The organism is Neobacillus vireti, from assembly GCF_001026695.1.
GTDB lineage: Bacteria > Bacillota > Bacilli > Bacillales > Cytobacillaceae > Neobacillus > Neobacillus vireti.
In genome coordinates, this window is record NZ_LDNB01000007.1 from 267636 (window position 1) to 280929 (window position 13294).

The 13294-nt window shown below is 45.2% G+C and carries 15 protein-coding genes; all 15 read left to right on the forward strand.

Translation table 11 applies throughout. The annotated features are described in order from the left end of the window. Window positions 1-2 precede the first annotated feature (2 nt). Entirely contained in the window at window positions 3-542 is a 540-nt protein-coding gene (locus AA980_RS08405) for an acyltransferase (RefSeq protein WP_024029114.1), read from the forward strand. Window positions 543-828: 286 nt separating this feature from the next. Then, complete coding sequence (locus AA980_RS27180) at window positions 829-978, forward strand: hypothetical protein (RefSeq protein ID WP_156351189.1); 150 nt, start codon at window positions 829-831, stop codon at window positions 976-978. Between the two features lie 246 nt (window positions 979-1224). Further along, window positions 1225-2397: an ATP phosphoribosyltransferase regulatory subunit gene (locus tag AA980_RS08410; protein ID WP_024029113.1), complete on the forward strand. Its 1173-nt coding sequence runs from the start codon at window positions 1225-1227 to the stop codon at window positions 2395-2397. Then, window positions 2390-3052 carry an ATP phosphoribosyltransferase gene (hisG, locus tag AA980_RS08415; protein ID WP_024029112.1) on the forward strand — a complete coding sequence of 221 codons (663 nt, stop codon included), beginning with the start codon at window positions 2390-2392 and terminating at the stop codon, window positions 3050-3052. Before AA980_RS08410 ends, hisG begins: the two co-directional genes overlap by 8 nt. Next, window positions 3030-4301, forward strand: coding sequence for a histidinol dehydrogenase (hisD, locus tag AA980_RS08420; RefSeq protein ID WP_024029111.1), 1272 nt, complete (start codon window positions 3030-3032; stop codon window positions 4299-4301). Before hisG ends, hisD begins: the two co-directional genes overlap by 23 nt. A gap of 29 nt (window positions 4302-4330) precedes the next feature. Continuing rightward, on the forward strand, window positions 4331-4918 hold the full coding sequence (gene hisB, locus AA980_RS08425; RefSeq protein WP_024029110.1) for an imidazoleglycerol-phosphate dehydratase HisB: 588 nt from the start codon (window positions 4331-4333) through the stop codon (window positions 4916-4918). A gap of 114 nt (window positions 4919-5032) precedes the next feature. Further along, complete coding sequence (hisH, locus tag AA980_RS08430) at window positions 5033-5662, forward strand: imidazole glycerol phosphate synthase subunit HisH (protein WP_024029109.1); 630 nt, start codon at window positions 5033-5035, stop codon at window positions 5660-5662. Continuing rightward, window positions 5659-6393, forward strand: a complete 735-nt coding sequence (gene hisA, locus AA980_RS08435; RefSeq protein ID WP_024029108.1) for a 1-(5-phosphoribosyl)-5-[(5-phosphoribosylamino)methylideneamino]imidazole-4-carboxamide isomerase — start codon at window positions 5659-5661, stop codon at window positions 6391-6393. The genes hisH and hisA overlap by 4 nt, the downstream gene beginning before the upstream one ends. Continuing rightward, the gene (gene hisF, locus AA980_RS08440) at window positions 6384-7145 is read left to right on the forward strand and encodes an imidazole glycerol phosphate synthase subunit HisF (protein WP_024029107.1); all 762 of its coding nucleotides are present in this window, start codon (window positions 6384-6386) and stop codon (window positions 7143-7145) included. Before hisA ends, hisF begins: the two co-directional genes overlap by 10 nt. After that, the gene (gene hisIE / locus AA980_RS08445) at window positions 7142-7747 is read left to right on the forward strand and encodes a bifunctional phosphoribosyl-AMP cyclohydrolase/phosphoribosyl-ATP diphosphatase HisIE (RefSeq protein WP_024029106.1); all 606 of its coding nucleotides are present in this window, start codon (window positions 7142-7144) and stop codon (window positions 7745-7747) included. Before hisF ends, hisIE begins: the two co-directional genes overlap by 4 nt. A 313-nt stretch (window positions 7748-8060) precedes the next feature. Beyond that, a complete protein-coding gene (locus AA980_RS08450; protein WP_024029105.1) occupies window positions 8061-9557 on the forward strand; it encodes a tetratricopeptide repeat protein in 1497 nt (498 codons plus the stop codon). Window positions 9558-9699: 142 nt separating this feature from the next. Next, window positions 9700-10650, forward strand: coding sequence for a thioredoxin-disulfide reductase (gene trxB, locus AA980_RS08455; protein WP_024029104.1), 951 nt, complete (start codon window positions 9700-9702; stop codon window positions 10648-10650). 277 nt (window positions 10651-10927) lie between these two features. Continuing rightward, window positions 10928-11386, forward strand: a complete 459-nt coding sequence (locus AA980_RS08460; RefSeq protein ID WP_024029103.1) for an 8-oxo-dGTP diphosphatase — start codon at window positions 10928-10930, stop codon at window positions 11384-11386. 21 nt (window positions 11387-11407) lie between these two features. Then, window positions 11408-12301 carry an RNase adapter RapZ gene (gene rapZ, locus AA980_RS08465; protein ID WP_024029102.1) on the forward strand — a complete coding sequence of 298 codons (894 nt, stop codon included), beginning with the start codon at window positions 11408-11410 and terminating at the stop codon, window positions 12299-12301. Further along, window positions 12298-13284: a gluconeogenesis factor YvcK family protein gene (locus AA980_RS08470; RefSeq protein ID WP_024029101.1), complete on the forward strand. Its 987-nt coding sequence runs from the start codon at window positions 12298-12300 to the stop codon at window positions 13282-13284. Before rapZ ends, AA980_RS08470 begins: the two co-directional genes overlap by 4 nt. Window positions 13285-13294: the final 10 nt, after the last annotated feature.

Below are 13294 nucleotides of genomic sequence, written 5' to 3' on the forward strand. Positions count from 1 at the left end.
TTATGAGGAATACGACCCGCTACCCCGTTGAAGGCGCGAATTCTTTATGGCATGTTTACAAAACTGTGCCTTTTTGGAAGGTTGTCAAAAATTTTATGGTGATTCAGCTCGCCCGCTACACGCCATTTTTAGGGATGAAGAATTGGCTTTACCGTGTGTTTCTCGGAGTTAAGGTCGGCGAGCAGACCTCCTTCGCGCTGATGGTGATGCTCGATGTGATGTTCCCGGAGAAAATCAGTGTCGGCCGTAACACGGTCATCGGCTATAACACGACCATCCTGGCCCATGAGTATTTGATTAAAGAATACCGGTTGGGGCCAGTTTCAATTGGCAGCGAGGTCATGATCGGCGCCAATTCAACGATTCTTCCCGGGGTGACCATTGGCGATGGGGCCATCGTCTCAGCCGGAACCCTTGTCCACAAAAATGTTCCCGAGGGGGCATTCGTCGGCGGCAACCCAATGCGGGTGATTTACACAAAGGAAGAACTAGCCGCACGCTGGGCCGATGATGTGATTTATGGTGGGAAAATAAATAAATAATTATGAAGCCTGATTCACGGTAGTGAATCGGGCTTTTTTAATGAGCTTTTTGAAGCTGTCTTTCACTGTGTTAGGCATTTGGCGAAATTCCCTTGAAAGTTGGCGATATAAAAGTGAAGTTTGGCGAGATTCCTGCCTCGATTGGCGAAATTGAGTTGAAGTTTGGCGAGATTTGGGACAGTATGTGAATATAATTCTCCGATTGGCGAAAAAACCGTTCAGTTTGGCGATATAAAAGTATGACTTGGCGATATTCCAGCCTCGATTGGCGAAATCGAGATGAAGTTTGGCGAGATTCGGGACAGTATGTGAATATAATTCTCCGATTGGCGAAAAAACCGTTCAGTTTGGCGAAATAAAAGTAAAACTTGGCGAGATTCCAGCCTCGATTGGCGAAATCGAGATGAAGTTTGGTGGGATTAGGGGTAGTTTGTGATAATCATTCGCGGCTTGGCGAAATTACCACCAAGTTTGGCGATATTACTCCCAAGTTTGGCGAAATAAAGGGCAAACTTGGCGAAATAACCCCCATAACCTGCACAATTCCTCCTCAACCACTACATCTCACGCCCTCAAAAAAGGTTTTCCATTGACGAAAACATACCTAGAGAGTAAACTACTAATTATAACTTTAATTCGCTACCAATTTAGCATACTAAAGCAAATGAAGAGGGTGAACCAAATGAGTCGCTTGTTTATGTTTGAAAAACCTTTAGGAATGCGCGATACGCTGCCGGAGTTATATGAAAAAAAGCACCAGATTCGCTCGGTAATAGCGGAAACTATGAAACTCTGGGGCTATCAATTTATCGAAACACCAATACTTGAATACTACGAAACGATTGGGGCTGCATCTGCGATTGCTGACCAACAGCTTTTTAAATTGCTCGATAAAGAGGGGCATACACTGGTGCTTAGACCGGATATGACAGCACCAATAGCCCGGGTGGCAGCATCAAAGCTTTTAGCTGAGGATCTACCTGTAAGATTGGCATACTCAGCCAATGTTTTCCGTGCCCAGCAGCGCGAAGGAGGACGTCCTGCTGAGTTCGAGCAGATTGGCGTTGAATTTCTGAACGAGGATACCGTCTCCTGTGATGGCGAGACCATTGCCTTACTGATTTCTTCCTTAAAAAAAGCAGGATTGGCGCAATTTCAAGTTTCGGTTGGCCATGTTGGCTTCGCACAGGAGTTGTTCATGCAAATCCTTGGAACGAACGGGCGGGCGACAGCATTACGGAAATTTTTATATGAAAAAAATTATGTCGGCTACCGTGAGCATGTGAACTCACTGCAGCTATCATCGATTGATAAGCAAAGGCTTCTCCAGCTCCATCAATTAAGAGGCGGAGAAGAAGTCATCGGCCAGGCCCTCGACATTATTGAAAACGGTACAGGTAAACAAGCCATTATCGAGCTGAAAGAGCTTTGGGATGTACTCAAGGATTATGGCGTTCAGGAATATGTTAAATTTGATCTTTCGATTGTCAGCCATATGAGCTATTATTCTGGCATATTATTCGAAGTATATGCTGGGAATGTCGGCTTCCCTATCGGAAATGGCGGACGCTATAGTTTAATCGAGAAATTTGGAAAAAAAGCAACTGCAACCGGGTTTGCGGTTCGGCTTGATATGCTTCTTGAAGCGCTTGATGGCGTCCAGCTCGAACATGCTGCCCACTGTATTTTTTTCAGCGGGGAGCGGCGGAAGGAAGCCTTTCAATTAGCAGAAAAAATGCACGGGCAAGGTAAACTAGCGGTACTGCAGGACATTACCGGAGTAAAAAACCTTGATGCTTTTACAAAAAGGTTTACCGATACGACCTTTTTAATCGGAGGGAGAAGTGATGAATAGCATCTTAACGATAGCAATGCCTAAGGGGCGAATTTTTGAAGAAGCTGCTGAATTATTAAGGAAAGCGGGTTACAAGCTGCCGCCGGAATTTGATGAGTCACGAAAATTGATAATCGAAGCGGCTGGGGAAGGACTGCGATTTATTTTAGCCAAGCCGATGGATGTCGCTACATATGTCGAGCATGGCGTTGCTGATGTCGGGATTGCCGGAAAGGATGTTTTGCTTGAGGAGGAACGCGATGTCTATGAACTTCTTAATCTCAAAATCAGCCCCTGCTATCTTGCGGTCGCCGGACTTCCTAATACACAGATGAATGAGGTTGCACCAAGAGTCGCTACTAAATATCCGAATGTGGCGGAAACCTACTTTCGCGCACAAGGAGAACAGGTCGAAATTATCAACTTAAACGGCTCAATCGAACTTGCCCCGTTAATTGGTTTATCTGACCGAATCGTTGATATCGTGTCTACAGGTCGGACATTAAAGGAAAACGGGCTGGTCGAATATGAACGAATTGTTGATGTAACATCCAGGCTGATTGTCAATCCTGTCAGCTACCGGATGAAAGATGCCCGGATTGACGAACTGGTAACAAGACTGCATGAAGTGGTTGTGCAAGGGGGTTCTGACGATGAAAATAGTAAAAATATCTGACAAGGTTTCGATCAAACGCTCCATTGATTCGGGGACCTCTGAGCAGCAAGCGATTGTCAATTCGATAATCTCCGATGTTCGCACCCATGGTGATGAGGCATTACGTATGTATACGGAAAAATACGACCAGGTCAACCAATCTACTTTTTCCATAACTACCAAAGAAATTGAGGAAGCTTACCAAAAAGTCGATCAGCGTTTTATTTCCATCATTCGGGAAGCGGCAGCAAATATTCGCAGCTTCCATGAAAAGCAGCTCCGGCCTTCATGGATGACGACCGAAGAAAATGGCACCATTCTTGGTCAAAAAATAACCCCGCTTGATTCGGTAGGAGTGTATGTGCCAGGCGGGACGGCGGCCTATCCATCATCGGTACTGATGAATGTGATTCCAGCGAAAGTGGCCGGTGTCAAACGCATTGTGATGGTGTCACCGCCAAACGAAAATGGCGTTGTACCTGCAGCAGTCCTTGTGGCTGCTCAGGAAGCCGGGGTTGAAGAAATCTATAAAGTTGGCGGGGCGCAAGCGATTGCCGCGCTAGCTTACGGGACCGAGTCGATTGCATCTGTTGATAAAATTACTGGCCCGGGAAATATCTTTGTGGCGCTGGCCAAACGTGAGGTATTTGGCGATGTGGATATCGATATGATTGCCGGTCCTAGTGAGATTGCGATTTTAGCAGATGAAACGGCGCGTGCAGATGAGGTCGCAGCCGACTTGTTATCCCAGGCCGAACACGACCCCCGGGCCTGCAGTGTTCTGGTTACCCCATCAATACGATTTGCCGAAGCAGTGGCAGCTGAAGTAGAAATGCAGCTAGCCTTGCTGCCGCGTCAGGAAATTGCTGCCCGTTCGATTGCCGATTTCGGGGCAATTTACGTAACAACAGACATCGATGAAGCGGTTGAGACGATTAACCAGTTAGCGCCTGAACATCTCGAAATCATCACCGAAAATGCGCTGGAGCTTCTTGGAAAAATCCGCCACGCTGGAGCGATTTTTATTGGCCGATACAGCTCCGAACCCGTCGGTGATTATTTTGCGGGTCCGAACCATGTGCTTCCGACTAACGGCACCGCGCGTTTTTCCAGCCCGCTGAATGTCGACGATTTTCAAAAGAAATCAAGCGTGATTATCTACAGTGAAAGGGCGTTAAAGGAAAATGGCGCAAAAATCGCCGCCTTTGCCCGCATAGAAGGACTCGAAGCACACGCCCGGGCAGTGGAAATAAGACTTAAGAATGATTAATAGTCTATCAATTCAAGGAGGTCCCTTACATGGAAAGAATCGCAAGTATTGAACGGCAAACAAATGAAACGGATATTCAGCTATCGTTAGCAATTGACGGGGAGGGCCAGTCCAATCTTGAAACAGGCGTTCCATTCCTTAGTCATATGCTTGATTTGTTCGCGAAACATGGCCAGTTCGACCTGACAGTCGATGCCAAAGGTGATATCGAGGTTGACGCCCACCATACTACCGAGGATATTGGCATATGCTTAGGCCAGGCATTACAAAAAGCACTCGGAGACAAGCGGGGCATTAAGCGTTACGGGAATGCATTTGTACCGATGGATGAGGCCTTGGCACAGGTAGTCGTCGACCTCAGCAATCGTCCGCATCTCGAAATGCGTGCGGAATTCCCTGGGCAGAAGGTGGGCTCATTTGATACCGAACTCGTCCACGAATTTCTCTGGAAACTCGCCCTCGAGGCACGAATGAACCTCCATGTGATCGTTCATTATGGGACGAACACACACCACATGATAGAAGCAGTCTTCAAAGCACTAGGCCGGGCACTCGACGAAGCAACAACAATAGACCCGCGCATCAAAGGCGTCCCCTCAACAAAAGGGATGCTCTAAAGTGGTGTCAGGCACCAATAGGGATTTATTTACAAATGGTGCCTGACACCTTAAAAGACACTATAAAAGCTATGATGGAAGAAAAATCGACAAAATTCGGGCGGTGACAGGCACGTGATAGGTATTGTTGACTACGGTATGGGAAATCTCTTCAGTGTAAGTAAAGCATTGAAACGGCTCTCTGCTGAGTATTTTATTTCCGCTGATGAGAATAAATTGCTTCAGGCAGATGCATTGATTCTCCCTGGGGTGGGCTCATTCCGTGATGCGATGGAACGGCTCCCCGCGGATACCATAAAGGAATTTGCGGCATCAGGTAAACCGCTGCTCGGCATCTGCCTCGGCATGCAGCTGCTGTTTGAAAAAAGTGAAGAAAATGGTCTGACGGAAGGGTTGGGGTTACTACCAGGGCTTGTTCACCGTTTCCCTGGAAAATCCCGCAATGGCCAGCCCTATAAAGTTCCGCACATGGGTTGGAACCGATTAGAATTTGTCGAAGAAACGCCTCTATTTAAAAATCTCAGTGAGGATTATGTCTATTTCGTACATTCTTATTATGTTAATGCAGATAACTCCGATGTCCTCCTTGCCAAAACAGATTACCACGAACAGGTTTCTGCAATAGTGGGCAGGGGTAATATTCTTGGGATGCAATTTCATCCTGAAAAAAGCAGCAGGCTCGGGATGGCCCTGCTAGATAATTTTTTAAAAATAGTCGAGGAAAGGAAGGCGGTTCGACGATGAGTATGACGATTTATCCGGCCATTGATATGCGCGGCGGCAATTGTGTCCGTCTGCTCCAAGGGGATTATGATCAGGAAACGATATACGGGGATTCGCCTTTCGATATGGCCCGAAGTTTTGCCGCTGAAGGGGCAGGGTGGATTCACATGGTCGACCTTGATGGCGCAAAAGATGGCAAGCGTGTCAATGACCGCTTTGTGATTGAGGCCGCCCAAACACTGAACGGTGTGAAAATCCAAGTTGGCGGCGGCATTCGCTCTGAGGAAGATATCCTTCACTACCTTGAAAAGGGTGTTGATCGAGTGATAATCGGGAGTGTTGCTGTCTCAAAGCCTGAATTTGCAATTGAAATGATTAAAAAATATGGCCGGCAAATTGTCATCGGAATTGATGCGAAAAATGGCTATGTCGCCACACATGGCTGGCTGGAAACATCGGAACTAAAGGCCGTTGAACTAGGTAAACGCTTTGCCGATGCGGGGGCTGAACACTTTATTTTTACAGACATTGCGACCGATGGCACGCTCTTAGGTCCCAATATTCCTGCTGTTTGTGAAATGGCTAAAGTCACCGGAAAAAATGTTATTGCTTCAGGCGGGGTCAGCAGTCTCGTAGATTTGCAGGCTTTAGCTGAAGTGAAAATTGTAAGCGGAGCGATTGTCGGAAAAGCACTTTACGAGAAGCGGTTTACATTGAAAGCAGCGTTGGAAGAGGTGAAATCATGGTCCTGACAAAACGGATTGTTCCCTGCCTCGATGTGAAGGAGGGACGAGTAGTGAAAGGGATTCAATTTGTTCAGCTCCGCGATGCCGGTGACCCTGTTGAACTTGCGCGCTTCTACGATGAGCAAGGTGCAGATGAGTTAGTTTTCCTTGATATTTCGGCATCAGTTGAAGGCCGGAAGACAATGGTCGAGGTCGTAAAGGCGGTTGCCTCCGAGCTCGCAATTCCATTCACGGTTGGTGGCGGAATCAATTCCCTTGACGATATGAAAAAACTCCTCCGTGCTGGGGCGGATAAAGTGTCGCTTAACACTGCTGCTGTATTGAACCCCGCTTTAATTAACGAGGGTGCCAGCTATTTCGGGTCCCAATGTATCGTGGTAGCAATTGATGCGAAATTTGATGCTGTGCTCGGCACATGGCGAGTTTTTACGCATGGCGGCCGAAAAACGACTGATAAAAAAGTGGTAGAGTGGGCGGCAGAAGCGGCCGAGCTTGGGGCCGGAGAAATTTTATTAACCAGTATGGATAGTGATGGCGAGAAAAATGGCTTCGATCTCGCCTTGACAAAAGCTGTAAGTGAGGCAGTTCCCATTCCGGTTATAGCTTCGGGCGGGGCAGGGAATGCCGCTCATTTTGAAACAGCGTTTTTGGAAGGAAAAGCAGACGCTGCCCTTGCTGCCTCGATTTTTCATTATAAGGAAACCTCGGTTCGTGAGGTAAAAAGCTATTTGCGCGAAAAAGGAGTGACGGTCCGATGAATGTAAAATTTGATGAAAAAGGTCTTGTCCCGGCTATCATTCAGGATGCCGGTACGAAAGAAGTGTTAACGCTCGCTTATATGAACGAGGAGTCGCTGGCGAAGACGATGGATACGGGGGAAACATGGTTTTTCAGCCGTTCGCGTCAGGAGCTGTGGCATAAGGGTGCGACAAGCGGGAACACGCAGACCGTTGTCAGCATCAACTACGATTGCGATCAGGATGCGATACTCGTAATGGTTACTCCAAAAGGCCCCGCCTGCCACACTGGTTCAGTTAGTTGTTTTTCGGAGCGGTCAACGAGCCTGGGGGATTATCAGATTTTACAATCACTTGAAAAAGTAATCTTAGAACGTGAGCGGGAGCGTCCAGAGGGTGCCTACACCACCTATCTTTTTGAAAAAGGCGTCGATAAGATTTTAAAAAAAGTCGGCGAAGAAGCCGCCGAGGTGATTATCGCAGCCAAGAATCGCGACCACGAAGAGCTTAGGTGGGAGGCCGCCGATTTACTTTATCACCTGCAGGTATTGTTGGTAGAACAAGGACTACCATTCAAAGAGGTTTTAAGAACACTAGAGGAAAGACACAAAGACCGTTCATAATCCGCGGTCTTTCTTTTTTGGGGTTTTCCATATAATGTCTAATTAGCCAAAACTCCTTAAAAAATAGCCAAAACCCCTGGGAAAATAACCAAAACCCCTAAAAAAGTAGCCAAAACCCATCAAAAAGTAGCCAAACTCAAAAAAACTACCTGAAACCTATATAAAAACTACCCAAGACCCACAAGAACTCCCTAAAACCCCTAAAAAACCACCCAAACGAAGAATCAAGTTAATCCCATCCCCAAATCCCTTCTCGAACAACCGCAAAATATGGTATACTACATAAGTTATATTGAAAAATGTGGAGGACTTCATGGGAAAAGACGCAAAAGCAAGAATTCAAAAGGGAAAATTACTTTCATTTATTCCTACGGGCGAATATTATTTCACGAAGGGTTTAAAGGCATACCATCGACGTGATTTTATCAAAGCAAAAAAATATCTTGGACGGGCGATGCAGCTCGAGCCTGGTGAACCGATGATTACATGCCAGCTGGCCATTGTATCAACAGAACTTGGCGAGTTTGAAAATTCCAACCGGCTCTTGCATCAAATCCTTGAAGAACTAGACTCTGAAATGGTCGAGTGCCATTACTTTTTAGCGAATAATTATGCCCATATAGGATTTTTTAAAGATGCTTATCACCATGCAAAGCTCTATTTACAATTAGATCCGGATGGTGATTTTTCAGAGGATACAGAGGAACTGCTTGAACTGCTTACGTTTGAATCAGATGATCTTGAGGATGGGCTGTTTCTGGAGCAGGATGATTTGATTTTCAAACAGGAACAGGCTCGTGAACTTCTAGAATCGGGTTATTTTCCAAAGGCGATTGAGCTGTTAAAAGATGTCGTCAAGGAATATCCAGAATACTGGTCGGCGTACAATAACTTAGCGCTAGCCTATTTTTATTTAGGCAAAACGGAAAAAGCGGAATCAATCTTACAGGATGTGCTCGAGCGCAATCCTGGCAATCTGCATGCGCTCTGTAACAAACTTATATTTGCCCATTATCAGGGGCAGACAAAGAATGTCACAACCATGCTGCAATCATTGAAAAAAATTCAGCCGCTCCTTATTGAGCATCAATTTAAGCTTGGTACCAGCTTTGCTTTGGTCGGGGAGTATGAGCTTGCATATTTATTGTTGAAAAAATTATATAAAAATGGCTTTGATGGTGATGGTCCGTTTTATTACTGGCTTTCTTATTCAGCCTATTTCACCGGCTATGAAAATTTTGCCCAAAACATCTGGAAAAAGATGCTTGCGATTTATCCAGATAAAGAAGGCATGGAACCATGGAATGCTGAAAAGGCGCAGGTAAATGGTTTGGAAGACCAATCTGGATCTATTTTTCAAAAGCTTGAAAGTGACTATGTCGAAGAGCGCTTATTTGCCCTTTTCCTTACCACTATTTCAAGTAAAAAAGAAGAAATCATTACCTCAAAGCGGCTGTTTCAAAATCAGAAATTCACCAGCCTGGAAAAAGAATATATTTCGTTAATCAGGTCGGGAAAACCATCGATGACATCCGACGCACAGGAAATTGCCGAGCTTTTTTATGAAAACTTTCAGCCAATTGGCACCATCGAATCTGGCTTGTACTTGATGTGGTTCTCGTTGTATGTCGAAGTTTCAAAGGCCAACATTTCCTTGAAAAATAAACGGGCGTGGGCGGGAGCGGTAGAATATATGTGGCACAAACTGCGCAGCGAAAAGGTATCCCAGCAGGAGGTTGCCGAACGCTACGGGTTATCAACCGCCACCATCGGCAAATATGTAAAAATCGTAAATGACTATTTAAATTAAGCAGATAAATGGACTATAATTCAATTGTTTAATACGATTAAGTAGGGAAAGATATACTTAATCGTATTTTTTTATAATATTATGTCTAGCTGCAGCGCCCGGACAAGGCGCTTCCGCTTTTCAATTGAGGAGTGAACCAACCATGACTGAAGAAAAAATTTATGATGTCATCATTGCCGGGGCTGGTCCTGCAGGGATGACGGCTGCTGTATATACATCACGCGCGAACCTTTCTACATTGATGATTGAGCGCGGCATGCCGGGCGGGCAAATGGCTAATACCGAGGATGTTGAGAATTATCCAGGCTTTGAGAGTATTTTAGGGCCAGATTTATCAACGAAAATGTTTGAACATGCCAAGAAATTTGGTGCTGAATATGCGTACGGCGATATTAAGGAAATCGTTGACCATGGTGACTACAAACTCATTACCGCTGGGTCTAAACAATATAAAGCACGCGCAGTCATTATTTCAACCGGTGCTGAGTATAAGAAAATTGGCGTTCCTGGTGAAAAAGAACTTGGCGGCCGCGGTGTTTCTTATTGTGCCGTTTGTGATGGCGCTTTCTTTAAAAATAAAGAACTTTACGTCATTGGCGGCGGCGACTCTGCCGTTGAGGAAGGGGTTTACCTAACCCGTTTCGCGTCCAAAGTTACTATTGTTCACCGCCGCGATCAGCTGCGTGCCCAAAAAATCCTTCAAGACCGTGCCTTTGCAAACGAAAAGGTCGATTTTATTTGGAATCACACCATTAAGTCGATTAATGATAAGAATGGCAAAGTAGGCAGCGTGACCTTGGTGTCGACGCAAACTGGTGAAGAGCAGGAACTGCCGGCTGATGGTGTATTCGTATATATCGGAATGCTGCCGTTATCGAAACCATTTGTCAGTCTTGGTATTACGAATGAAAATGGTTATATTGAAACAAATGAACGGATGGAGACGAAGGTGCCGGGTATTTTCGCCGCTGGAGATATTCGTGAAAAGACACTCCGCCAGATCGTCACCGCAACTGGAGATGGCAGTATAGCCGCGCAAACTGCCCAGCATTTTGTCGAAGAGCTTAAAGAAGAAATGAAGTTGAAGAAATAAGGCTGCAGAGTAAATGTAAAGGTTAGATTTACGAAAAAGTAATTCTGTTTTAATTTTCCTGTAACAATAGTGAAATAAAGATAGGGTACAATTAAATAAATTGACCCCCTTTAAAATAAATACCTTTTGAGCGCACAAGCCCAGCAGCTTGTGCCATTTTTTTTGTGCCAAGGTAAAAAAATATCAAATTTGTATTCATTGTGGGTGTTTCCTAAAAATAGTATAATGAAAAGAATAAAATAAACTGTTACAATATTAGTTTTAGTAGGTGAAAACAATGCAGCGTGTCACCAATTGTGTTTTGATAAGAAATAATCAAATCTTGTTACTGCAGAAACCGCGCCGGGGCTGGTGGGTGGCTCCAGGCGGAAAAATGGAACCGGGCGAATCGGTAAGGGACTCCTGCATTCGGGAATACCGTGAAGAAACGGGCATCTATTTAAAAAATCCACAATTAAAAGGTATTTTTACAATGATTATGAAGGAAAGTGATGAGCTTCTGTCCGAATGGATGATGTTTACTTTTATGGCAGCGGATTCAGATGGCATTGATTTAGTCGAATCTGAAGAGGGGAAACTGGCATGGCATCCGACAGACCAGGTGAAAGCTCTGCCGATGGCTGCAGGTGATTATCATATCATCGATTACATGATTCATGGAAAGGGCATCATTTACGGTACTTTTACTTATACAAAAGATTTTCAACTAATCAGCTATCGATTAGATCCAAGTTAATATATTTAGGGGGAATTTAAAGTGAGTACCGGTTCGATTAGCGATACCCAGATGGTGATTATTACCGGAATGTCAGGTGCAGGAAAAACGGTGGCGATTCAAAGCTTTGAAGATTTAGGGTTCTTCTGTGTCGATAATTTGCCGCCGACGCTGCTCCAGAAATTTCTTGAACTTATGAAGGAATCAGGGAATAAAATGAATAAGGTTGCCCTCGTAATGGACCTAAGGGGCAGAGAGTTTTTTGATCATTTATTTAAAGCATTGGATGAGCTCGACGAAACATCGTGGGTGAAGCCGCAGATTTTATTTCTAGATGCGGATGATTCGACATTAGTTCGCAGATATAAGGAAACTAGGCGGTCGCATCCGCTGGCCAAGTCAGGCTTACCTCTTGAGGGCATCTCGCTTGAGCGTGAACTCCTGGAAGAATTAAAAGGCCGGGCACAATTAATTTACAATACTTCTCAGATGAAACCGCGTGAACTGCGCGAAAAGATATTAACGGAATTTACGGCAAATAAACAATTAATCTTTACTGTCAATGTCATGTCGTTTGGATTTAAGCATGGGCTGCCCATCGATGCAGACCTAGTTTTTGATGTGCGCTTCTTGCCGAATCCCCATTATATTGAACATATGCGACCAAAGACGGGGCTGGATGAAGAGGTCTCGAGCTATGTCTTAAAATGGAACGAAACGCAAAAGTTTTTGGAAAAAGTAACGGACCTGCTTAGCTTCATGCTTCCGCATTATAAGAGGGAAGGAAAGGCGCAGCTGGTAATTGCGATTGGCTGTACAGGCGGCCAACACCGTTCAGTTGCCCTTGCAGAGTATATAGCCCAATTTTTCAAAAATGATTATAAGACATGCGTTTCCCACCGTGACATTGAGAGGAGAAAGGATAAAACAACATGAGAGAGATAGGACAGCCGCGGATTGTCGTCATTGGCGGAGGAACAGGTTTACCGGTTTTATTGCGAGGGTTAAAACAGTTTCCTGTGGATATTACCGCTATTGTGACTGTCGCGGATGACGGCGGCAGTTCAGGACGCTTGCGCGAGGACCTGCATATTCCCCCTCCCGGTGACATACGCAATGTATTAGCATCATTGTCGGATGTTGAACCGCTGGTCGAGGAAATGTTTCAACATCGGTTTAAAACCTCCAATGAACTTTCCGGACATTCGCTCGGGAATTTAATCTTGGCGGCGATGACATCGATTACCGGCAATTTCGTTCATGCCATTCAAGAGATGAGCAAAATTTTGAATGTCCGCGGCAAAGTGCTTCCAGCTGCTAATCAAAGCGTGGTTCTGCATGCGGAGATGGAGGACGGGGCCATTGTTTCCGGGGAATCAAAAATTCCGTATTCAGGTAAAAAAATTAAACGAGTATATTTAACTTCTAAAAGTGCAATTCGCCCATTACCGGAGACGATTCAAGCGATTCGCCAGGCTGATTTAATTATCATTGGACCGGGAAGTTTGTATACCAGTATCCTGCCAAATTTGCTTGTCCCGCGATTAGGGGATGAGGTTTGCCGTTCTAATGCGAAAAAGGTGTATATTTGTAATCTCATGACACAGGCAGGGGAAACGCATGGCTATACGGCGAGCGATCATGTCAAGGCCTTATATAGCCATATGAGCTGTGCCTTTGTAGATACGGTCCTTGTCAATAATGAAGAAATTCCACAGGATGTGCAGCTGCGCTATAATGAAGAGCTGGCTGACCCGGTGCAGTACGATTTACCACAGCTATTTGAGCTGGGGCTTGAGGTGGTTCAAGCGGATATTGCCTACCAGGAAGATGGCGCACTCCGGCATGATCCGAAAAAAGTAGCAAGTATTTTATATAATTTGCTCGTAGATGAAACCAAAAAGCGATGTAAAGCGTAGATAGTAGCAG

Coding starts and splice junctions, on each gene's coding strand:
- AA980_RS08405 (WP_024029114.1), top strand. CDS start 3: ATGAGGAATACGACCCGCTACCCCGTTGAAGGCGCGAATTCTTTATGG.
- AA980_RS08410 (WP_024029113.1), top strand. CDS start 1,225: ATGAGTCGCTTGTTTATGTTTGAAAAACCTTTAGGAATGCGCGATACG.
- hisG (WP_024029112.1), top strand. CDS start 2,390: ATGAATAGCATCTTAACGATAGCAATGCCTAAGGGGCGAATTTTTGAA.
- hisD (WP_024029111.1), top strand. CDS start 3,030: ATGAAAATAGTAAAAATATCTGACAAGGTTTCGATCAAACGCTCCATT.
- hisB (WP_024029110.1), top strand. CDS start 4,331: ATGGAAAGAATCGCAAGTATTGAACGGCAAACAAATGAAACGGATATT.
- hisA (WP_024029108.1), top strand. CDS start 5,659: ATGAGTATGACGATTTATCCGGCCATTGATATGCGCGGCGGCAATTGT.
- hisF (WP_024029107.1), top strand. CDS start 6,384: ATGGTCCTGACAAAACGGATTGTTCCCTGCCTCGATGTGAAGGAGGGA.
- hisIE (WP_024029106.1), top strand. CDS start 7,142: ATGAATGTAAAATTTGATGAAAAAGGTCTTGTCCCGGCTATCATTCAG.
- AA980_RS08450 (WP_024029105.1), top strand. CDS start 8,061: ATGGGAAAAGACGCAAAAGCAAGAATTCAAAAGGGAAAATTACTTTCA.
- trxB (WP_024029104.1), top strand. CDS start 9,700: ATGACTGAAGAAAAAATTTATGATGTCATCATTGCCGGGGCTGGTCCT.
- AA980_RS08460 (WP_024029103.1), top strand. CDS start 10,928: ATGCAGCGTGTCACCAATTGTGTTTTGATAAGAAATAATCAAATCTTG.
- AA980_RS08470 (WP_024029101.1), top strand. CDS start 12,298: ATGAGAGAGATAGGACAGCCGCGGATTGTCGTCATTGGCGGAGGAACA.